The organism is Rathayibacter sp. AY1E8 (genome assembly GCF_002931415.1).
Lineage (GTDB): Bacteria > Actinomycetota > Actinomycetes > Actinomycetales > Microbacteriaceae > Rathayibacter.
In genome coordinates, this window is the sequence record NZ_PSVI01000010.1 from 41,489 (window position 1) to 62,793 (window position 21,305).

Sequence of the window (21,305 nt, forward strand, 5' to 3'; positions counted from 1 at the left end):
GTCCCCGCCACGGGTTCCGCGCCCGCCGCACCGGCATGCGGAGGCACCGCGGCGCCGCCGATAGAGTCGGCTCCGTGACCCTCTCCCCGCAGATCTTCACGCTCCCCTCGGCGGTGCAGCGGACCCCCGCCGCCGCTCCTCACCCGGGGCTGCTCCGATGAGGGGCATCGTCCTCGCGGGTGGTTCGGGGTCGCGGTTGTGGCCGATCACCAAGGGCATCTCGAAGCAGCTGATGCCGATCTACGACAAGCCGATGATCTACTACCCGCTGTCGACGCTGATGATGGCCGGGATCGACGAGGTCCTCGTCATCACGACCCCCGAGTACAACGACCAGTTCCGCGCACTGCTGGGCGACGGGTCGAGCCTGGGCATGCGGATCGAGTACGCCGTGCAGCCCTCCCCCGACGGGCTCGCGCAGGCGTTCCTGATCGGCGAGGAGTTCATCGGCGACGAGTCGGTCGCCCTGGTCCTGGGCGACAACATCTTCCACGGCACCGCCCTGGGCACCGCCCTCGCGGCGAACACCACGATCGAGGGCGCCGTCATCTTCGCCTACCAGGTCGCCGACCCGCGCGCCTACGGGGTCGTCGAGTTCGACGAGCACTTCCGAGCCGTCTCCATCGAGGAGAAGCCCGAGCAGCCGCGCAGCAACTACGCCGTGCCCGGCCTCTACTTCTACGACAACGACGTCGTGGCGATCGCGAAGACGATCACGCCCTCGGCCCGCGGCGAGCTCGAGATCTCGACGATCAACGAGCGCTACCTCGAGGCGGGGCGGCTGAACGTCCAGGTGCTCGACCGGGGAACGGCCTGGCTCGACACCGGGACCTTCGATTCCATGATCGAGGCGACGGAGTTCGTGCGCGTGATCGAGCAGAGGCAGGGGTTCAAGATCGGCTGCATCGAGGAGATCGCCTGGCGCAACTCCTGGATCGACGACGCCCGCCTCGCCGAGCTCGCCGCACCGCTGGTCAAGAGCGGATACGGCGCCTACCTCCACCGCCTGCTCAGCCTCGAAGGCGTGAACGCGGGCCGCTGAGCTCGGCCTCCCCCGACCTTCCCGACCTCCAGGAGAACCCGTGCGGATCCTCGTCACCGGCGGTGCCGGCTTCATCGGCAGCAACTTCGTCCACCTGACCCTGCGCGAGCGTCCCGACGCGCGGATCACCGTGCTCGACAAGCTCACCTACGCGGGCAGCCGCGACTCCCTCGCCCCCGTCGCCGACCGAGTGCGGCTGGTCGAGGGCGACGTCGCCGACGCCGAGCTGGTGGACCGGCTGGTCGCCGACGCGGATCTGGTGGTCCATTTCGCCGCGGAGTCGCACAACGATAACTCCCTGCACGACCCGACGCCCTTCCTCGCGACGAACGTCATCGGCACCTTCGCGCTCCTGCAGGCGGTGCGCGCGCACGACGTGCGGTACCACCACATCTCGACGGACGAGGTGTACGGCGACCTCGAGCTCGAGGACCCCGCGCGCTTCACCGAGCACACCCCGTACAACCCCTCCAGCCCGTACTCCTCGACCAAGGCCGCCAGCGACCTCCTCGTGCGCGCCTGGGTGCGCTCCTTCGGCGTGCGCGCCACGATCTCCAACTGCTCCAACAACTACGGCCCCTACCAGCACGTCGAGAAGTTCATCCCCCGCCAGATCACCAACGCCATCGACGGCATCCGCCCCAAGCTCTACGGCACCGGCGCCAACGTCCGAGACTGGATCCACGTCGACGACCACAACACCGGCGTCTGGGCCATCATCGACCGCGGCGAGATCGGCGAGACCTACCTCATCGGCGCCGACGGCGAGAAGAGCAACCTCGACGTCGTCACCCGCATCCTCACCGCCTTCGGACAACCCGAGGACGCCTTCGACCACGTCACCGACCGCGCCGGACACGACCTCCGCTACGCCATCGACTCCACCCGCCTGCGCACCGAACTCGACTGGCACCCCCGCTATACCGACTTCGACGCCGGACTCGCCGCCACCATCGACTGGTACCGCGCCAACGAGGACTGGTGGCGCCCCGCGAAGGCCGCCACCGAGGAGAAGTACTCCGCTCAGGCCTGAGGCGGCCCGCCGGCGGGGATCAGTGCGGACCGACTCCGGTCGACACCCGGCCGGAGGGCCGCGGAGAGTCGCACGGGCCGGGCGTCCGCTTCGCGCGGGACCGACCGGACAGGACGATGCGGAGCAGCTGCAGTGGCTCGAGGAGGTAGCGGGCCGCGAGCCGGCGCGGGTCGCGCGCCAGGCGGAACAGCCACTCCACGCCCAGGGCGCCCATCCACCGCGGGGCGAGCGCCTGCGTGCCGGCGATGTAGTCGAGGCAGCCCCCCCACGTTCGCGAACGCCGCCCGCGGGGCGAGGTCCCGGTTCTCCAGGATCCAGCGCTCCTGGCGGGGCATGCCCATCCCGACCAGGACGAGATCGGCACGGGCGAGCGACTCGGCGAGCGGCCGCTCCTCGCCGATGCCGTGCCACTGCTGGTCGAATCCGTCGTACGCGAGCCAGGTCATCCGGGACGTGCGGGCGGCGACCGCCTCCGCCGCTTTGGCCGAGGACTCCGGCGTGCCGCCCACGGCGACCACCACCAGAGGCTCGTCGTTCTCGATCAGCGGGAACAGCCAGTCGGTGCTGTGTAGAAGGCTTCGCCGACGTCCGTCCAGGAGCCCGCGCCGCCCGCGGTGAGAGAGAGGCTCTGATCGCTGGGCCAGCCGACCTCCCCGACCGAGCAGTGCACCCCGTACCGCCGGCACCACTGCCCGAAGGTCGTCACCGCCGCCACGAAGACATGCTCGTCGGTGCCGCCCTGCTTGTCCGAGCGCAGGGTCGTGCCCGTGCCGCCGGGGTAGAAGTGCTGCGAGTACACGGTCCGGTCCAGCGGGTCCTGGATCCACGGCCCGTCGGGTGCGATCGCGGCGACCGTGCCCGTCGTCGCCTCCCGCATCCCCTCGACCCAGATCGTGTGCCGATCGCCGGTTCCCCGGACGGCCGACACCACGGCCTGCGTGTAGGCCTTGTAGGTCTCGACGGGGACCAGCGACCGCTTCACCTCGTTGAAGAGGTCGTAGGCGGCGATGCGTCCGTCGTTCTGGAACTCCGCCGCGAGCAGGGTCCAGACCCTCTGCGCCTGGGATACCGAGAGCCCGGATCCGAACCAGACGGTCCCCTCGGGCAGATCGGCCTGGCTCGCCGGATAAGTGCCGTTGTTGTGCAGGTCGAGCACGACCCGCATGCCGGCGGCGCCGATGGCGGCGATCTCGGTCCGGAGCAGCGCGACCGCCGCCGGATCGAGCCCCTTCGCCAGAGCGTCGTCGGTGCTCTCCCCGTCGGCCTGCGGCTGCAGGAGCGACCAGGGCACCGCGAGCCGGACCAGGGTGAGCCCGCGGTCCGCCAGGAACTCGTAGCTCTCGGCCGGATTCCCGGCGGTGCAGTCGACTCCGACGTCGACGCGCGACTGCAGGTCGAACACGTTCACGCCGCGGAGGTAGGACCGGCCGCCCAGGTAGTCGTCGACCGAGCCGATGGCAGGCGCGGGCGACGCGGAGGCGGACGACGGCGCGCAGGCCACGGGAGCAGTTCCGTCGCTCCGCTCGAGGAGCCGCACGGCGACCACGACGAGGGCCGCGACCACCACGACGGCCAGGACGATCAGCAGCGGGCGGCGGAACCCACGGCGCGGCCGATCGCGTGCAGCGGCGATGCGAGCCTCCCGAGCCTGCCTGCCCGGTGCGGCCACCGGATCGCCGCTGAGGCTAGCCGAGCTCCGCGACGCGTCAGCGCACCGCCACCGTCGCGCGGTCGCGGCCGGTGAGGTCGCGCTGCGTGGTCGCTCCGCGCCAGCCGTCGGCGGTGAGCAGGGCGCGGATCTCGGCGCCCTGCAGCTCGCCGTGCTCCATCACCAACACTCCCCCGGAGCGGAGCAGGCGGAGGGCGGTCGCCGAGAGCGAGCGGACGACGTCCAGGCCGTCCTCGCCGCCGTAGAGCGCCGAGGGCGGGTCGAACAGGCGCACCTCCGGGTCGCGCGGGACGGCGGCGGCCGGGATGTAGGGCGGGTTGGAGACGACGACGGAGACGGTGCCGTCCAGCTCGGGAAGCGCCCGGGCGAGGTCGTCGAAGACGATGCGGGCGTTCTCGAGCCCGAGCCGCTCGCGGTTGCCACGGGCCCAGATGAACGCCTCGGGAGCGTTCTCCACGCCGATCACGCGCGCGTGCGGCACCTCGTGCGCGAGCGCGAGCGCCAGGGCTCCGCTGCCCGTGCCGAGGTCGACGGCGATCGGCTCCGGGTCGACGACCGCGCGGAGCGCGTCGATCGCGATCTGCGCGACGCCCTCGGTCTCCGGGCGCGGGACGAACACGCCGGGTCCGACCGCGAGCTCGAGCGAGCGGAACGGTGCGATCCCGGTGATGTGCTGCAGGGGCTCGCGAGCCGACCGGCGCTCGATCGCGCTCGCGAACGCCGCGGCGTGCTCCTCGTCGACGCTCAACCCCGTGATGAGGCGCGCCTGCAGCCGGCCGCGGCCGAGCCCGAGCAGGTGCCCGAGAAGCAGCTCCGCATCGACGTCCGGCGTGGGGACGCGGGCGGCGGCGAGGCGGGCGACCGCGTCCGCGAGGAGGGTGCGCGCGTCGACACCGGTGGTCACGAGGGTCACGCCTCCTCGGAGCCGATGTCGGCCAGGCGGGCCTCCTCGTCGGCCTGGATGGCGCTCTCCACCACCGGGTCGAGCGCGCCGTTCATCACGCCGTCGAGGTTGTACGCCTTGTAGCCGGTGCGGTGGTCGGCGATGCGGTTCTCGGGGAAGTTGTAGGTCCGGATGCGCTCGGAGCGGTCCATCGTGCGGATCTGCGTCTTGCGCGCGTCCGAGGCCGCCGCGGCGATCTCCTCCTGCTGGCGGGCCAGGATGCGAGCGCGGAGCACGCGCATGCCCGCCTCGCGGTTCTGCAGCTGGCTCTTCTCGTTCTGCATCGACACGACGATGCCGGTCGGGAGGTGGGTGATCCGCACGGCGGAGTCGGTCGTGTTGACGGACTGCCCGCCGGGACCGGAGGAGCGGTAGACGTCGATCTTCAGGTCGTTCTGATTGATCGCGACCTCCTCGGGCGCGTCCACCTCGGGGAACACGAGCACGCCCGTGGTCGAGGTGTGGATCCGCCCCTGCGACTCGGTCACGGGGACGCGCTGCACCCGGTGCACGCCGCCCTCGTACTTGAGGTGCGCCCACACGCCCTGCGAGGGATCGGTGGCGTTGCTCTTGATCGCGACCTGCACGTTCTTGTAGCCGCCGAGGTCGGACTCGTCGCGGTCGAGGATCTCCGTCTTCCAGCCCTTCGCCTCGGCGTAGTGCAGGTACATCCGGAGGAGGTCGGCCGCGAACAGCGCGCTCTCGGCTCCGCCCTCGCCGCCCTTGATCTCCATGATGACGTCGCGTCCGTCGTCGGGGTCGCGCGGGATGAGCAGGCGCCGCAGCTTCTCCTGCGCCACCCGCAGCGACTCCTCCAGCTCGGGGACCTCCTCCGCGAAGGCCTCGTCCTCGCGGGCGAGCTCGCGCGCGGCCTCGAGGTCCTCGCCGGCCTGGATCCAGGCGGAGTGGGCCGCCTTGATCTGGCTCAGCTCCGCGTAGCGCCGGTTGACCTTCTTGGCGCGGGCGGCATCGGCGTGGAGTGCCGGGTCGGAGAGCTGCGTCTGCAGGTCCTCGTGCTCGGCGAGGAGGACGCTGACGGATTCGAACATGGGGTCCTGGCTTCCGGAGGTGGTCGGGGTCGGGCTCATCGCCCGGGGACGCGAAAACGTCCGCGGCCGCCCCCGGTGACAGGGGCGACCGCGGACGTCAGGGCGCTAGTGGTGGCCGTTGCCGTGGCCGGCGGTGGCCGGGCCGACGGCCGACTTCGAGACCTGCATGAGGAACTCGACGTTGGACGAGGTCTCCTTCAGGCGCGACAGGATGATCTCGAGCGCCTGCTGCTGGTCGAGCCCGGCGAGGGCGCGGCGCAGCTTCCAGGTGATCTTGACCTCGTCGGCGCTGAGCAGCATCTCCTCGCGGCGCGTGCCGGAGGCGTTCACGTCGACGGCGGGGAAGATCCGCTTGTCGGCGAGGTGACGGGAGAGGCGGAGCTCCATGTTGCCGGTGCCCTTGAACTCCTCGAAGATCACCTCGTCCATCTTCGAGCCGGTCTCGATGAGCGCCGTCGCGAGGATGGTGAGCGAGCCGCCGTTCTCGATGTTGCGCGCCGCTCCGAAGAACTTCTTCGGCGGGTACAGCGCCGAGGCGTCCACGCCGCCCGAGAGCACGCGGCCCGAGGGAGGAGCGGTCACGTTGTAGGCGCGGCCGAGACGGGTGATGGAGTCGAGCAGCACGACCACGTCGTGGCCCAGCTCGACCAGGCGCTTCGCGCGCTCGATCGCGAGTTCGGCGACGGTCGTGTGGTCCTCGGCCGGGCGGTCGAAGGTGGAGGCGACGACCTCGCCGCGCACGGTGCGCTGCATGTCGGTGACCTCCTCCGGACGCTCGTCGACCAGGACGACCATCAGGTGGACCTCGGGGTTGTTCTGCACGATCGCGTTGGCGATCTGCTGCAGGACGATGGTCTTGCCGGCCTTGGGCGGCGCGACGATCAGGCCGCGCTGTCCCTTGCCGATCGGGGCGACCAGGTCGATGATCCGCTGGGTCAGCTTGCCGGGCTCCGTCTCGAGGCGCAGGCGCTCGGTCGGGTAGAGCGGCGTGAGCTTCTGGAACTCGACGCGCGCAGCGGCCTCCTCGACGGTCTGGCCGTTGATCGAGTCGACGCGGACGATCGCGTTGTACTTCTGGCGGCCGCCGCCCTCGCCCTCGCGGGGCTGGCGGATGGCGCCGACGACCGCGTCGCCCTTGCGCAGGTTGTACTTCTTGACCTGGCCGAGGGAGACGTAGACGTCGCTGACGCCGGGCAGGTACCCGGTGGTGCGCACGAAGGCGTAGTTGTCGAGGACGTCGAGGATGCCGGCGACCGGGATGAGGACGTCGTCCTCGCCGATCTCGGGCTCGAAGTCGTCGCCGATCGCTCCGCCGCGGCGCTTGCGGTCGCGGTAGCGGCTGCGGCGGCCGTCCTCGCCCTCGGCCTGCTGGCCGTTCTGGGGCTGTCCGGAGCCGTTCTGCTGAGGAGCCTGCTGGCCCTCGGACTGCGCGGCGCGCGCGCCCTGACCGTTCTGCGGCTGGGACTGCGCGGCGGGGCTCTGCTGAGCGTCGTTCTGGCGGTCGTCCCCGCGGTTGCGGTTCCGGTTGCGGCGGTTGCGACCGCGGCCGGTGCCCTGCTGGTCGCCGTTCTGCTGCTGGTCGCCGCCCTGCTGCTCCTGCTGGTCGCCGGAGTCGGAGGAGTCGGCGTCGTTCTCGGCGGGCGCCTGCTCGGCCTGCTCGGAGGCGCCCCCGCGGCTGCGGCGGCGTCCGCGGCGCTCGCGCTGGCCGCCCTCGCGGGAGGAGTCGTCCGACTCCGGCCCGTTGGGCAGCTCGATGTCGATGACGGGCTTCGCGGCCTGGTCGGCGTCGCGGTCCTGCTCGATGACGGGGAGGTCGGGAATCAGCGACTCGACGCCGGTCCCGCCGGGGATGTTGAGGTGCTCGCCGGCGGCGACGGTGCCGCTGGAGGCGCGGCGCGAGCTGCGTCGGCGGGGCGCGCGCTCGGCGGGCTCGGCGACCGGCTCGGCCGCCGCGGGGAGCTCGAGCTCGACGGGGGCCGACTCGGCGGCCGTCGCGGAGGGCTCGTCGACGGTGGGCGCGGCCTGCTCGAGGACGTCGGCCGTGTCGGCCTCGGTGCTCTCGACGGGCGTCGGCAGCTCCGCCGGCGCATCGGGCTGAGGAGCGGACTGCTCGGCCACATCGGCCGGCTCGGCCTCGACGCCGGTGGCGTCGACGTCCGGGGCGACCGCTGCGTCGTCCGGAGCGACCGCGTCGGCGATCGCGGCGGGCGCGTCCTCGGCGGAGGCGGCGCGCAGGTCCGAGATGGCCTGGACCAGCTCGCCCTTGCGGAGCTTGGAGGCGCCGCCGAGGCCGAGCCGCGTCGCGAGAGCCTGGAGCTCGGCGACGCGCAGACCGGAGAGGTCGGCGGTGAGGTCCACGGCCGAGCCGTGGGTGTTGACGTCTGTCACTGGAGAGGGTTCCTTCCCCCCGGGAACGAGTGCTCACCGGGAGAGCTCATCGACCGTGCGGTGCCATCGCGTGTTCTGATCCACGCGATGCTCTCGGCCGCCGGGACCGACTGCCGCAGAGAGCGAGGAGAGGGCCCGAAGACCAGGCGCCGGTCTGCAAGAGGAGCAGGGGCGCCCTTCACACGATGTGATGGCCGTGGTTGTCGGGACGATCCGTCGGACAGATTCCGCTCGTTACGCGGTTCCTCGGGATGCGGTCCCCACTGTAGCACCCTTGAAGTCGACGGCCAGCATGTGCGCGCGCCACGGCGTGGGGGCCTCCCGCTCCACCAGATCCGCGGCGGCGAGGCGCTGCGCGGGGTCGCTGCAGAGCACCAGGACGCTCGGTCCGGCACCCGAGACGACCGCCGCGTAGCCGTGCGAGCGCAGCAGCGCGATCAGCGCTGAGGTCTCGGGCATGGCGGCCGCGCGGTAGTTCTGGTGCAGCTTGTCCTCGGTCGCCGCGAACAGCAGCTCCGGGCTCTGGATGAGGGCGGCGATCAGGAGCGAGGAGCGCGAGACGTTGAACACCGCGTCCTCGTGCGGCACGCTCTGCGGCTGCAGCGAGCGTGCCAGCCGCGTCGACATGGTGTGCTCGGGCACGAAGACGACCGGGGACACGCCGCGGTGGACCATGAGCTTCTTGGAGCGCGGTCGCAGCGGCGAGTCGTCGGCGCCGGAGGCGTGCGGCTCGACCCAGGCGATGGTGAGGCCGCCGAACAGTGCGGGCGCCACGTTGTCGGGGTGCCCCTCCATCTCGGTGGCGATGCGGAGGAGGTCGTCCGAGTCGAGCTCGACGACGCCCTCGAGCAGGCCCTTCGCGGCCATGATGCCGGAGACGATCGCGGCGCCGGACGAGCCCATCCCGCGGCCGTGCGGGATGATGTTGCGCGCGATCACCTCGATGCCGGGCATCTCCTGCCGCTGGTCGGCGAACGTGTACGCGATGGCCTGCACGACGAGGTTCGTCTCGTCGGTCGCCACCTCGCCCTCGCCGACTCCGTGCACGGTGACCCGCGCACCCGTGGCCGCGACGGCGGTCACGTCGAGCTCGTCGTAGAACGAGAGCGCCAGGCCGAGCGTGTCGAAGCCGGGGCCCAGGTTCGCCGAGGTGGCGGGGACCTTGACGTGGACGGTGCGGCCGACGGGAACCGCCGAGGTCATGCGCCGGCCAGCCCCAGCACGTCCGCGATCGCGGCGGTGTCGACCGGGACGACGGTCGGCGTGATGTCCGCGCCGTCGGCCGTGCGGAGCGCCCACTGCGGGTCCTTGAGCCCGTGGCCGGTGACCGTCAGGACGACGGTCGCGTCCTTCGGGATCGCTCCGGCCTCGGCGCGCTCGAGGAGCCCCGCGACGCTGATCGCCGACGCCGGCTCGACGAAGACGCCGACCTCGCCCGCGAGGATGCGGTACGCCTCGAGGATCTTCTCGTCGCTGATCGCGCCGAAGTAGCCGTCGCTGACGGTGCGCGCGTTCAGGGCGAGCTCCCACGAGGCCGGGTTGCCGATCCGGATCGCGCTGGCGATCGTCTCGGGGTGGCGGACCGGGGCGCCGTGCACGATCGGAGCGGAGCCCTCGGCCTGGAAGCCGAACATGCGCGGGAGGCGGGTCGACTCGCCGCGCTCCAGCTCCTCCGAGTAGCCGCGGAAGTAGGCGGTGTAGTTGCCCGCGTTGCCGACCGGGACGATGTGGAAGTCCGGCGCGTCGCCCAGCACCTCGACGACCTCGAAGGCCGCGGTCTTCTGGCCGGCGATGCGGTCCGGGTTCACCGAGTTGACCAGGTGGACCGGGTAGTTCTTCGCGAGGTCGCGGGCGATGTCGAGGCAGTCGTCGAAGTTGCCCTGCACCTGCAGCAGCTGCGCGTTGTGCGCGATCGCCTGGCTGAGCTTGCCCAGGGCGATCTTGCCCTCCGGCACCAGGACGGCCGCGGTGATGCCGGCGTGCGTCGCGTAGGCGGCGGCCGACGCGGAGGTGTTGCCGGTCGAAGCGCAGATGACGGCCTTCGCGCCGTGCTCGACGGCCTTCGAGATCGCCATCGTCATGCCGCGGTCCTTGAAGGAGCCGGTCGGGTTCATGCCCTCGTACTTGACCCACACCTTCGCGCCCGTGCGCGCCGAGAGGGCCGCCGCGGGGATGAGCGGCGTGCCGCCCTCGCCGAGAGTGATGACCGGGGTCGCCTCGGTGACATCGAGGCGGTCCGCGTACTCGTGCAGGACTCCGCGCCACTGCTTGGCCATCTCAGGCTCCTTCAACTCGTAGAACGGACGTCACGGCGCCGACGAAACCATGGGAATGGAGGGCGGTGACGGTGGCCGCCAGATCGGATTCCGCCGCGGCGTGCGTGCCGATGACCAGGGTAGCGGTCGGCTCGCGCCGCTCCGCACCGCCCTGCTCCTCCAGCGGGTCGGCGCCGGGCGGGGTCTGCACCAGGGTCTCGACCGAGACGCCGTGGTCGGCGAAGACGCCCGCGATCTGCGCGAGCACGCCGGGGCGGTCGAGCACCTCGAGGGTGACCTGGTACCGGGTGGTGACGTGGCCGATCGGGAGAACCGCGAGCCCGGAGCTCGCGCTGGTCACCAGGCCGGGGCCGCCGACGACGTGGCGGCGGGCGGCCGACACGACGTCGCCGAGGACGGCGGAGGCCGTCTCGATCCCGCCGGCGCCGGCGCCGTAGAACATCAGGTCGCCGGCCGCCTCCGCCTCGACGAAGACCGCGTTGTTGGCCCCGTGCACGGCCGCGAGCGGGTGGGAGCGGTGCACGAGCGCGGGGTAGACCCGCGCGGACACGCCCTCCACGCCGGTCTTGGCGTCGGTCAGCCGCTCGCAGATCGCGAGCAGCTTGATCACGTAGCCGGAGTCGCGGGCCTGGTCGACCTGCGCCTTCGTGATGCCGGTGATCCCCTCGCGGTGCACCAGGGTGACCGGGACGTCGGTGTGGAACGCGAGGCGGGCGAGGATCGCCGCCTTCTGCGCCGCGTCGTAGCCCTCGATGTCGGCGGTCGGGTCGGACTCGGCGTAGCCGAGCTCGGTCGCGCGGGCGAGCGCGTCCTCGAGGCTCGCGTGCTCGGTGTCCATCCGGTCGAGGATGTAGTTGGTCGTGCCGTTGACGATGCCGAGGATGCGGTGGACCCGGTCGCCGGCGAGGCTGTCGCGCAGCGGCCGGATGATCGGGATCGCGCCGGCGACGGCCGCCTCGTAGTTGAGCTGGGCGCCCACCTGGTCGGCGGCCTCGAAGAGCTCGTTGCCGTGGGCGGCGAGCAGCGCCTTGTTGGCCGTGATCACGTCCGCGCCCGACGAGATCGCCGTGAGGATGTGGCTGCGGGCGGGCTCGAGCCCGCCGATCAGCTCGACCACGATGTCGGCGCCCAGGATCAGCGACTCGGCGTCGGTGGTGAGCAGGTGCTTCGGGATGTCGGCGGTGCGGGGCGCGTCCACGTCCCTGACGGCCACGCCCACGAGCTCCAGCGGCGCCCCCACGCGCTGGGCGAGCTCGTCGCCGTGGTCGAGCAGGAGGCGCGCCACCTGGGCACCGACGGACCCGGCGCCCAGCAGGGCGACGCGGAGGCTGCGGTACTCGATCATCGGGAGGTGGCCTTTCGTTCGATGCCGGCGTCGCGGCGGAGGAGGTCCTCCTCGGTCTCGCCGCGCACGAGGACGCGCGAGCGCCCGTCGCGGACGGCGACCACCGGGGGGCGCCCGAGGTAGTTGTAGTTGCTGGCGAGCGACCAGCAGTAGGCGCCGGTCGCGGCGACGGCGAGCAGGTCGCCCGGCCGCACGTCCGCGGGCAGGAAGTCGTCGTGGACGACGATGTCGCCCGACTCGCAGTGCTTCCCGGCCACCCGCACGAGGGCGGGCTCGGCCGAGGAGGAGCGGTCGGCGATCCGCGCCGTGTAGTCGGCGCCGTAGAGCGCCGGACGGGCGTTGTCGCTCATGCCGCCGTCGACGCTGACGTAGCGGCGGACCGCGGTCGAGCCCTCGGAGCCGACCGTCACGTCCTTCACGGTGCCCACCTCGTAGAGGGTGACGCCGGCGGGCCCGATCAGCGAGCGGCCGGGCTCGATCGCGATGTGCGGCACCGGGACGCCGCGGGCGGAGCACTGCTCGGCGACCGCGTCGGCGACGGCGGCCGCGATCTCGGCGATCGGGGTCGGGTCGTCGGCACTGGTGTACGCGATGCCGAAGCCGCCGCCGAGGTTGAGCTCCGGCACGGGCCCGTCCGCGAGCAGTGCCGCGTGGACGTCGAGCAGGCGCGACGCCGACTCCGCGAACCCGGCGGAGCCGAAGATCTGGGATCCGATGTGGCAGTGCAGCCCGAGGAACCGCAGGGAGGAGAAGGAGCGGATGCAGGCGACCGCGGCCGGGCAGTCGGCGAGTGCGAGGCCGAACTTCTGGTCCTCGTGCGCCGTGGCGAGGAACTCGTGGGTGTGCGCGTGCACTCCGCTGTTGACCCGGAGGCGCACCCCCTGCACGCGGCCGTGCCGCTCGGCCGCGGCTGCGACGCGCTCGATCTCGACGAGGCTGTCGAGCACGATCGTGCCCGCGCCCACCTCGACGGCCCTGTCGATCTCGCGGAGCGACTTGTTGTTGCCGTGGAGGCCGAAGCGCTCGGGCTCGATCCCGGCGGCGAGGGCCACTGCCATCTCGCCGCCGCTGGAGAGGTCGAGGTTCAGGCCCTCGTCGCGCATCCAGCGGGCGACCTCGGTCGAGAGGAACGCCTTGCCCGCGTAGTAGACCGTGACGCCGGTGCCGATGCGGCCGAGCTCGCGGGCGAAGACCTCGCGCATCTCGACGGCCCGGCGGCGGGCGTCGGCCTCGTCCACCACGTAGAGAGGAGTGCCGTGCTCGCGCACCAGCTCGGCGACGGGCACTCCGGCGATCCGGATCCCGCCGTCCTCGCCGCGCTCGGCGCTGTCCGGCCACACGCCGTCGGCCAGGGCGTTCGGGTCGGCGGGCGTGTGCAGCCACTCAGGCGCGAGCGGATGCCGGGGGGCGCGGGCGCGGGCGTCGACGGTGTCCACGGGTGAGACCTCACAGGAGAGAGTGGGAGCGTCACTGCGGGGCGAGCGGGTCCGGATTGACCCCTGAAGCCAGCGATGTCAGTGTTCGGCCCGCGGAAGACGCCGGCACAGGGCTCCGATCCTACCGGTCCGGGGCGGCGGCGCCGCGCGGGCTCAGGCGCACGTGCCCGGTTCCTGCTCCGCGGGGTCGCTGAGGAACGTCGGAGAGAGCGCGAAGCTCGCGTTCAGCGACTCGTCGGCGACCTCGACTCCGGTCAGCGTCAGTCCGCGCGGCACCGAGTCCGCGATGCACACGGAGGACGGAGCGAGCAGGTCGCCGGAGACGGCGCCGAAGCGGTCGCGGAAGTCGGTCGCCGAGAAGGTCGCACCGGCGGCGGAGACCTCGGCCGGGGTCAGCCGGATGGCGCCGTCCACGGCGGCGAGCTCCATCCCCACGCCCGCGCCGAGCCGGAGACCCAGCACCTCGACGGAGGCGGTCACGCGCACGAGCGGAGCGTCCAGGGTCACCTCGTCGACAGGAACGGTGCTGCGCTCGGTGACGAGCCGCGAGACCGAGGCCGCGTCGATCGCGACCGTCGTGCTGCCCGACTCGACAGCTCCGACGCCGCTCACCGGCACCCCGATCAGGGTCGCGGCGACGTCGCCGTCGAGCTCGCCGAACGTCACGTCCGGGCTGCGCAGGTCGAGCCGGTCCAGCCGCCCCGAGACGAGCTGCGGGAGCACGGCCCAGCCGGCGACGTCGACGTCCACCGCCCGGTCCGCGGGCAGTGCGAGCGCCTCGCGGAGGCTCGCGGCGGCGCGGTCCGCGACGGCGCGGCGGGCGAGCGAGTCGCCCACCACCGCCGCGACCACGAGCAGCACCAGCACGACGACGACCACCACGGCCGCGCGTCCCCCGCGCCGCCGCCGCGGCGCCGCCCCCGACGCGCTCACATCCGGTCCGGGGCCGTGACGCCCAGCAGGGAGAGCCCGTTGCGGAGCACCTGCCCGGTCGCCTCGTTCAGGCGCAGCCGGGTCGAGTGCACGGACTCGACCGGGTCCTCGCCCTGCGGCACGACCCGGCAGTTGTCGTACCAGCGGTGGTAGAGGCCGGCGACCTCCTCGAGGTACCTCGCGACGCGGTGCGGCTCGCGCAGCTCCGCGGCGTGCGCCACGATGCGCGGGAACTCCTGCAGGCCGCCGAGCAGCGCCGACTCGGTCGGATGCACCAGCGTCTCGGGCGCGAACGGCTCGACGGGGACGCCCGACGCCGCGGCCTTCGCCGCGACCTGGCGGGTGCGCGCGTGGGCGTACTGCACGTAGTAGACGGGGTTGTCGTTGCTCCGCTTGGTCAGCAGGTCGAGGTCGATGTCGAGGGTCGAGTCGGCCGAGGAGCGCACCAGCGAGTAGCGCGCGGCGTCCACGCCGACGGCCTCCGTGAGGTCCTCCATCGTGACGACGGTCCCCGCCCGCTTGGACATCCGGACCGCCTCGCCGTCGCGGAGCAGGTTGACCAGCTGGCCGATCAGGATCTCGAGGTTCACGCCCGGGGTGTCGCCGAACGCCGCGCACATCGCCATCATCCGGCCGATGTAGCCGTGGTGGTCGGCGCCGAGCATGATGATCGCCCGATCGAAGCCGCGCTCGCGCTTGTCGAGGTAGTAGGCGAGGTCGCCCGCGATGTAGGCCGCCTCCCCGTCGCTCTTGATGATGACGCGGTCGCGGTCGTCGCCGAACGAGGTGGTCCGCAGCCAGGTGGCGCCGTCCGCCTCGAAGATGTGCCCGAGCTCGCGGAGGCGCTCGATCGCGCGGTCGACGGCACGCGACTCGTGCAGGGAGTTCTCGTGGAAGTACACGTCGAAGTCGACGCCGAACTCGTGCAGGCTCTGCTTGATCTCGCCGAACATCAGCTCGACGCCGATCGAGCGGAAGGTCTCGGCGAGCTCTTCCTCGGGCAGGACGGCGAGGTCGCCCGGGTAGGCGGCCGCGACGCGCTCGGCGATGTCGCCGATGTAGGCGCCGCCGTAGCCGTCCTCCGGGGTCGGCTCGCCGCGGTGGGCGGCGAGGAGGCTCCGCGTGAAGCGGTCGATCTGCGCGCCGTGGTCGTTGAAGTAGTACTCCCGGGTCACCTCGGCGCCCTGCGAGAGGAGCATCCGGGCCAGGCTGTCGCCGACCGCCGCCCAGCGCGTCCCGCCGATGTGGATGGGGCCGGTGGGGTTGGCGGAGACGAACTCGAGGTTCATCCGGACGCCGGCGTAGGCGGACCCGGTGCCGTAGGCCTCGCCCGCCTCGACGATCGCGCCGGCAAGGGCGCCCGCGGCCGCGGCCTCGAGCCGGACGTTGAGGAAGCCGGGACCGGCGACCTCGACCGTGGCGACGCCCTCGACCGCGCCCAGCCCCTCGGCCAGCTCGGCGGCGAGCTCGCGCGGGTTCGCGCCGACCCGCTTCGCGAGCTTCATCGCGATGTTCGAGGCCCACTCGCCGTGGTCGCGGTTCTTCGGGCGCTCCAGCACGACGTCCGAGAGCTCGACGCCCGCATCGCTCCCCCGTCGCTGCACGGCGTCGAGGACGAGGGCGTGCAGGGAGGCGGCGAGCTGTTCGGGAGTCACGGGGAGCGATTCTACCGGCCGCCGCGCCCGCGCCCCCCGTCCCTCCTGCACCGCGGAGCCGCTCGGCAGGGCGGCGTTGCTAGGGTGCGACGCATGCGCCGTCCCGCCGCCCTCCTCCTCGTCGCCCTCGCCGCGGCGGCCCTCTCCGGCTGCTCCCCCGCGGCCGACCCGGAGCCGAGCGCGAGCGGCGCCGTCAGCGGCACGCCGATCCCCCTCGCCTGCGAGCAGCTGGTCCCGGCCTCGGCGCTCGCGGGCCTGTGGGGCGGATTCTCCCCGGACGACGGCATCGGGACCACTGCCGTCTCCGAGGAGATCGCCCAGTACGACGGCCTGGTCTGCGGATGGTCCGACGATTCGGGCGCCGAGCTGCAGCTGGCCGTGGCCCACCTCGACCCCGCGGTGATCGAGGCGCTCAAGAACGAGTTCTTCACCACCAGCAAGGCCGTCCCCACCTACGGCAAGCCGCCGGAGATCGAGGGCTACTACCAGGTGACCGAGGGGCGGGGCGTCGCGGACGCCTTCGTCGGCGAGTACTGGATCGAGGCGTCCAGCGCCTCCTTCGTCGAGCCGGGGGACCCCGAGCCGCTCGTGCGGTCGGCGATCGGCGTCCTCGCCGGCTGAGCCCCGGCGTCAGCCCAGGCGCACCGGCGAGACGTGGTCGTCCACGAGCGCCGCGTCGCAGTCGGCCTCCACGCTCATCCCGGTCAGGCGCAGGTCCGTCAGGTAGCTGCTGAGGAACGCGGTGTCGGCCGTGTCCCGGCCGGACGAGATGCGCAGCATCGACCCGCGCGGAGCCAGCCGGGTCGCGTCCACGACGTGCCAGGCGCCGCCGGCCCAGGCCTCCGTGACCGCGTGGAAGTCGCGTGGCTCGAGGCCCGGCGCGTAGACCGCCGTCACCCGGGCGGGGATGTCGAGAGCGCGGAGCAGCCCGGCGACCGTGTGCGCGAAGTCCCGGCACACGCCCTGGCCGCTCTCGATGACCTGCGCCGCTCCCCCGGTGCCGACCGTCGAGCCGTAGACGTACGACAGGTGGCCGTGCACCCATTCCTCGACGGCCGTCAGCGCCTCGAAGCCCCGGGCCCGCCCGAACTCGCGCCGGGCGATCCCGCCGAGCACGTCCGCCTCGGCGTACCGGCTCGGCCGCAGGTACTCGACGAGCTCGAGCTCGCTCGGCTCGTCCGGAGCGCCGTGCCCGGCGACCCGCGCCCGGTACTCGACCCGCAGGTCGCCCTCGTTCCCCGCGACGCGGTGCACGCGGGCGCCGTGCCGCGCCGGGAACTCCCGCACCGGCACGTCCTGCCCGTCGAGCCGGACGGTGAAGGAGTCCTCGAACGAGTCGCCCGTGGGCGTCGCCGCCACCAGGAAGATCAGGTCGGTCGGGCCGTTCAGACGCAGATCCAGCGAGGCGGAGACGGTGCGCAGCATGGCTCCATCGTGGCATGCGCGAGGACCGCTCCCGGCGTCGGGGCCCGCCCCGCCCGGGTGCTAATGTGGTCAGGCACTCCTGGCCCCCATAGCTCAGGGGATAGAGCACTGCCCTCCGGAGGCAGGGGCGTAGGTTCGAATCCTACTGGGGGCACACCCGCGGTCCTCCGCTCTCCTTCCTCGCACACGGGCGCTCAGCTCCGGCGCTCGACGCCCCTCGAGGCGCACCCCTCCATCACGGACCGAGCGGCGTCACCCGGTGGGCAACCGAGTCCGACCGTGGCGCTCCTCACCCGGCGCTCCGACACTCCCGAGACAGCACGAAGGCCCGCGATCGTCGATCACGGGCCTTCGGGACGTTCACCACCGGCACTCGGCCGGTCGGGCTCACTCGTAGAGGTGGAAGGTGCCGGCGCAGTCGGCCGAGCAGAAGCCGTCGCGGCGACGGGCCGAGGCCGCTCCGCAGGCTTCGCAGCGGCGGCGTCCGAGCATCCGCGAGATCAGGCTCTGAGGCGCCGACGCGACCACCGAGACCGGGGTGTCGGGGCGCACGGGGGATCCCGTGGTCGAATCGAGCTGGATCCCAGCGGTGTCGAGCGTGGCGCGGAGCATCCGCGTTCCTTCCGATCGGTGAACCATGTGCGAGCACTGTATTGCCAGTCCCTGAGATTCTGCGAAGGGCTTGACGCGGCTCGCGATCGAGAGGAGCCGAAATCGACATCTGTCGGTCAGTCGGGATCGACCCGGGGAACGACGAACAGCCGCGCCCCCTCCTGGCGGAGAGGGGCAGGCTGTTCGGGCGTCGGGGATCGGTGGGCGGACGACGCCGGAGCTCATGGGAGCGGGGCGTCGAGCCCGGAACGACCGGGAAGTGGGCCTAGTACGCGCCGCTGGTGCTCCGGGTGTCGATCGCCACCGTCGGTGCGGGAACCGGCACCGGTCGCAGGGCGGGGAGCGAGGCGCTCCTGCCCGTGCGGAACGGCAGCAGGACGAGCATGACGGGAAGAACGACGATCCACAGGAGGACCGACAGCGCGAGACGCGCCCAGATGGAAAGAATATCGAGCATTCTTGTGCCGCCTTCGGGTGACGGTAGAGGTGAACTTCGCAAACAGGATCATCGGGCCGACGGGGAGAGAAGAGTAGAAATGCGCCACTGATCGCGCCTCTCCCGCCACGCCCCCGAGCGGTCTGTTGCTCCTCATTCGTCGCCCAGCGCCGATCGAATGGGTCGATCCTGCATCCGATCGACACACGGCCCGCCCAGTGCGTCCTCCTGGGAGCCGGGCCGTAGGGTGAGCGCGTGAAGATCCTTGTCGTCGAAGACGATCCAGCCATGGGTGAGGCCCTCGTCGGCGGCCTCGAAGACGCCGGCTACGAGGCCGTGCTGACCACGAACGGCATCGACGCGCTCGTCACGTTCAGCAACGCCGAGTTCTCGGCCGCCATCGTGGACGTCATGCTGCCGGCGATGTCGGGCTTCGAGATCTGCCGCCGGATCCGCGAGCTCGGCCGGCCCACGCCGATCATGCTGCTGACCGCGCGGGACGCGATCGAGGACCGCGTCTTCGGCCTCGACGCCGGAGCGGACGACTACCTGACCAAGCCGTTCGCGTTCACCGAGCTCAACGCGCGCCTCCGGGCCCTCCTGCGCCGCAGCCCGTCGCTGATGTCCACCTCGATCGACGTCGGACGCATCACCGTGGACGGATCGAGCATCCGGCGCACCGCCGACGGCTCGCGCATCCACGTCAGCCCGAAGGAGCTCGAGCTCCTCAAGCTCCTCATCACTCCCGTCGGCTCCGTCGTGACCCGCCAGCGGATCCTCTCCGAGATCTGGGGCGGCGGCGAGATCGTCGACAACAACATCGTCGACCAGTACGTCAGCTACCTGCGCAAGAAGCTCCCGACCGAGGACACGGGCGTCAGCATCGTGACCGTCCGCGGCAAGGGCTACTTCCTCCGCCCGGTCGACTAGCCCGTGTCGCGGATGAGCACGGCACGCCGCCGGGTCGGCGCGCTCTCGATCCGCGCGAGGATCACCGTGGGAACGGTCGCTGTGGCGACCGCCCTCTTCGCGCTCGCGGCGCTGCTCTTCTACCAGGTGGTCACCGGCATCGTCGACCGCAGCGAGCGGACGATCCTGATGTCGATCGAGGACGAGGTGCGCCGCGACATCTCGGCGGGCAACGTCCCGCGCACGCAGGGCTCGTCGACGGGCCAGCTGTTCCTCGCTCTCGCGCCCGACGGGAGCGTCAGCACCTCGACCATGCCCTCGCGCCTGAGCGGCGAGGTGCTCAGCGCTCTGGCGGAGGAGCCCGCCGACACCTCGCCCCGGTACGCCGACGTGACGACGGCGAACGGCAGCTACCTGGTCCGCTTCACGGCCATCGAGAGCGATCGCGGCGTCTGGCAGGTCGCCTCCGCGCGCGACCAGGCCGCGTCACAGCTCGTCCTCGACGACTTCGCCCACGTGCTCGTCTACGCCGCGATCTTCCTCGTCGTCACGTTCGGGCTCGCCTCGTGGATCCTGACGGGCGCGGCCCTCGCCCCGGTGCGCCGGATGCGGGCGCGCGCGGATCAGATCGCCGCCGAGCCCGGGCAGGGCGACCAGCTCCCGGTCGTCGGCACGCGCGACGAGATCGACGAGCTCGCGGTGACGCTGAACGCGTTCCTGACCAAGCAGACCGCGTCGCTGGCCCGGGAGAAGCAGATGGTGTCGGATGCGAGCCACGAGCTCCGCACTCCCCTCGCCGCGCTCTCCGCGCAGCTCGAGATCGCCCACCATCGCGTCGACGACCCGGTCGCGGTCGACCGGGTCATCCTCGACGCGCAGAAGAGCGTCGACCGGCTCGTGCGCCTCGCGTCCGCCCTGCTCGACATCTCGCGCATCGAGAGCCGCACCGTCCGCCCGACCGCTCCCTTCGCGGAGCTCGTCGACGAGCTGGTGGGCGCCGTCGACCGCACCCGCCTGCTCGCCTCGGAGTCGGGGGTGGAGATCGACTACGAGATCGACGAGCGCGAACCGGCGCGGCTCTACGCGGTCGCGTCCCAGGACTTCGGCCGGGTGATCGACAACCTCGTGAGGAACGCGATCCAGGCGATGAACGGCGGCGGCATGATCGTCGCCTCCCTCTCGCAGTCGGACGGGCGCCTGATGCTCAGCGTCTCGGACGACGGACCGGGGATGCCCGACGCCTTCATCCCGGTCGCCTTCGACCGCTTCTCCCGCCCGGACGACTCCCGGACCCTCGCCTCCGGCGGCAGCGGTCTGGGGCTGGCCCTGGTGCACACCACCGTGCTCTCGGCCGGCGGGACGGTCGCCCTGGTCAACCGCTCCCCCCGGGGTCTCGCGGTCGACATCGTCCTCCCGCCCGTCGGCTCCGCCTGAGCCGCCCCGCCCCGCCCCGGGAACGAATAAGGCCCCCGGCGGACCGGGGGCCTTCGCGGAGGATCGTCAGCGCGGGTCGTCCTCGGGGCGGACGGGCTGCGGCTGTGGGTCGCCGACCGCGGCGGGCGGCGGAGCCCAGGCCGTCTGCGGCGCCTCCGCCGGGGAGGTGCCGCCGTCGAGCAGGTTGCGCGCGCGGTTGACCACCTCGGGGTCCACGAGCACGGAGTAGCTTGTCGCGATCACCTGCATGGTCGAGGTGAAGTCGCGACGGCGGCGGTTCACGGCGTAGGAGGCGAGCCCGAAGAGCATCCCGAAGCCGGCGCCGAGGAGGACCGCCGCGATGAGGAAGGAGAACTCCGTCGTCGGCGAGAAGATGATGAGCAGGAGGCCCAGGAAGACACCGAGCCAGGCGCCGGAGGCCGCTCCGGCGAGGGCGACGCGGCCCCAGGTGAGCTTGCCGGTCACCCGCTCGACGCTCTTGAGCTCGTTGCCGATGATGGCGAGCTGGCGCACCGGGAAGTCGGCGCGGGCGAGCACGTCGACGGCGGCCTGCGCCTCCTGATACGTGTCGAACGTGGCGAGGATCTCCCCGCGCGGGATCGTGGGGAAGGCCGGCCCTCGGCCGCTGAACGGCGTCTGCTGAGTCACCCGGACAGAATCGCACAGGCCACTTGAAGGTCTCTGAACGGATTCGGAGAACCGGCCGAGGGCGAGCCGGGA

Annotated in this window: 20 protein-coding genes, 1 tRNA gene and 1 pseudogene; 6 read left to right on the plus strand and 16 right to left on the minus strand. The window is 72.3% G+C overall.

Annotation, left to right across the window (positions count from 1 at the left end; all coding sequences use genetic code 11):
* Positions 1-157 precede the first annotated feature (157 nt).
* The gene (gene rfbA, locus C5C74_RS04540; RefSeq protein ID WP_104223010.1) at positions 158-1,042 is read left to right on the plus strand and encodes a glucose-1-phosphate thymidylyltransferase RfbA; all 885 of its coding nucleotides are present in this window, start codon (positions 158-160) and stop codon (positions 1,040-1,042) included.
* Between the two features lie 40 nt (positions 1,043-1,082).
* A complete protein-coding gene (gene rfbB / locus C5C74_RS04545; RefSeq protein ID WP_104351059.1) occupies positions 1,083-2,075 on the plus strand; it encodes a dTDP-glucose 4,6-dehydratase in 993 nt (330 codons plus the stop codon).
* Positions 2,076-2,094: 19 nt separating this feature from the next.
* On the opposite strand, the gene C5C74_RS18025 is transcribed toward rfbB, so the two are convergent.
* The 12 genes and pseudogenes from C5C74_RS18025 to argS form a co-directional block, all read right to left on the minus strand.
* Positions 2,095-2,439: a WecB/TagA/CpsF family glycosyltransferase gene (locus C5C74_RS18025; protein ID WP_219813756.1), complete on the minus strand. Its 345-nt coding sequence runs from the start codon at positions 2,437-2,439 to the stop codon at positions 2,095-2,097.
* Positions 2,393-2,596 (minus strand): annotated as a pseudogene (locus C5C74_RS18030) (WecB/TagA/CpsF family glycosyltransferase); the annotation flags it as partial. The gene C5C74_RS18025 and the pseudogene C5C74_RS18030, both read right to left, overlap by 47 nt.
* A 20-nt stretch (positions 2,597-2,616) precedes the next feature.
* Complete coding sequence (locus C5C74_RS04555) at positions 2,617-3,744, minus strand: glycoside hydrolase family 5 protein (RefSeq protein ID WP_104351060.1); 1,128 nt, start codon at positions 3,742-3,744, stop codon at positions 2,617-2,619.
* 37 nt (positions 3,745-3,781) lie between these two features.
* Entirely contained in the window at positions 3,782-4,657 is an 876-nt protein-coding gene (gene prmC, locus C5C74_RS04560) for a peptide chain release factor N(5)-glutamine methyltransferase (protein ID WP_104237567.1), read from the minus strand.
* Entirely contained in the window at positions 4,654-5,736 is a 1,083-nt protein-coding gene (gene prfA, locus C5C74_RS04565; RefSeq protein ID WP_104232724.1) for a peptide chain release factor 1, read from the minus strand. Before prfA ends, prmC begins: the two co-directional genes overlap by 4 nt.
* 105 nt (positions 5,737-5,841) lie before the next feature.
* The gene (gene rho / locus C5C74_RS04570) at positions 5,842-8,124 is read right to left on the minus strand and encodes a transcription termination factor Rho (RefSeq protein ID WP_104266953.1); all 2,283 of its coding nucleotides are present in this window, start codon (positions 8,122-8,124) and stop codon (positions 5,842-5,844) included.
* 234 nt (positions 8,125-8,358) lie between these two features.
* Positions 8,359-9,327: a homoserine kinase gene (thrB, locus tag C5C74_RS04575; RefSeq protein WP_104223004.1), complete on the minus strand. Its 969-nt coding sequence runs from the start codon at positions 9,325-9,327 to the stop codon at positions 8,359-8,361.
* Entirely contained in the window at positions 9,324-10,400 is a 1,077-nt protein-coding gene (gene thrC, locus C5C74_RS04580; protein ID WP_104223003.1) for a threonine synthase, read from the minus strand. Before thrC ends, thrB begins: the two co-directional genes overlap by 4 nt.
* Before the next feature lies 1 nt (position 10,401).
* Positions 10,402-11,745, minus strand: a complete 1,344-nt coding sequence (locus C5C74_RS04585) for a homoserine dehydrogenase (protein WP_104223002.1) — start codon at positions 11,743-11,745, stop codon at positions 10,402-10,404.
* On the minus strand, positions 11,742-13,181 hold the full coding sequence (gene lysA / locus C5C74_RS04590; protein ID WP_104351061.1) for a diaminopimelate decarboxylase: 1,440 nt from the start codon (positions 13,179-13,181) through the stop codon (positions 11,742-11,744). The genes C5C74_RS04585 and lysA overlap by 4 nt, the downstream gene beginning before the upstream one ends.
* 153 nt (positions 13,182-13,334) lie before the next feature.
* The gene (locus tag C5C74_RS04595) at positions 13,335-14,063 is read right to left on the minus strand and encodes an LmeA family phospholipid-binding protein (protein ID WP_181125555.1); all 729 of its coding nucleotides are present in this window, start codon (positions 14,061-14,063) and stop codon (positions 13,335-13,337) included.
* Positions 14,064-14,110: 47 nt separating this feature from the next.
* Entirely contained in the window at positions 14,111-15,769 is a 1,659-nt protein-coding gene (argS, locus tag C5C74_RS04600; protein WP_104323894.1) for an arginine--tRNA ligase, read from the minus strand.
* A 93-nt stretch (positions 15,770-15,862) separates the two neighbouring features.
* On the opposite strand from argS, the gene C5C74_RS04605 reads away from it, so the two are divergent.
* Complete coding sequence (locus C5C74_RS04605; RefSeq protein WP_104225558.1) at positions 15,863-16,390, plus strand: hypothetical protein; 528 nt, start codon at positions 15,863-15,865, stop codon at positions 16,388-16,390.
* A gap of 9 nt (positions 16,391-16,399) precedes the next feature.
* On the opposite strand, the gene C5C74_RS04610 is transcribed toward C5C74_RS04605, so the two are convergent.
* Positions 16,400-17,194: a transglutaminase family protein gene (locus C5C74_RS04610; RefSeq protein ID WP_104323895.1), complete on the minus strand. Its 795-nt coding sequence runs from the start codon at positions 17,192-17,194 to the stop codon at positions 16,400-16,402.
* Between the two features lie 82 nt (positions 17,195-17,276).
* Here C5C74_RS04610 and C5C74_RS04615 point away from each other — a divergent pair.
* Positions 17,277-17,348: transfer RNA gene (locus C5C74_RS04615), tRNA-Arg, on the plus strand.
* Positions 17,349-17,581: 233 nt separating this feature from the next.
* Here the strand turns inward: C5C74_RS04615 and C5C74_RS04620 are convergent.
* A complete protein-coding gene (locus C5C74_RS04620) occupies positions 17,582-17,806 on the minus strand; it encodes a hypothetical protein (RefSeq protein ID WP_104222996.1) in 225 nt (74 codons plus the stop codon).
* A 265-nt stretch (positions 17,807-18,071) separates the two neighbouring features.
* Positions 18,072-18,263, minus strand: a complete 192-nt coding sequence (locus C5C74_RS04625) for a hypothetical protein (protein WP_104351062.1) — start codon at positions 18,261-18,263, stop codon at positions 18,072-18,074.
* Between the two features lie 234 nt (positions 18,264-18,497).
* Here C5C74_RS04625 and C5C74_RS04630 point away from each other — a divergent pair, with 234 nt between their 5' ends.
* Positions 18,498-19,172 (plus strand): response regulator transcription factor, encoded by a 675-nt coding sequence (locus C5C74_RS04630; protein ID WP_258064095.1) that lies wholly within the window; start codon positions 18,498-18,500, stop codon positions 19,170-19,172.
* A gap of 12 nt (positions 19,173-19,184) precedes the next feature.
* Positions 19,185-20,585: a cell wall metabolism sensor histidine kinase WalK gene (locus tag C5C74_RS04635; protein WP_146076469.1), complete on the plus strand. Its 1,401-nt coding sequence runs from the start codon at positions 19,185-19,187 to the stop codon at positions 20,583-20,585.
* 66 nt (positions 20,586-20,651) lie between these two features.
* Here C5C74_RS04635 and C5C74_RS04640 read toward each other — a convergent pair whose 3' ends face one another.
* On the minus strand, positions 20,652-21,233 hold the full coding sequence (locus C5C74_RS04640) for a general stress protein (RefSeq protein WP_258063423.1): 582 nt from the start codon (positions 21,231-21,233) through the stop codon (positions 20,652-20,654).
* Between the last annotated feature and the right edge of the window lie 72 nt (positions 21,234-21,305).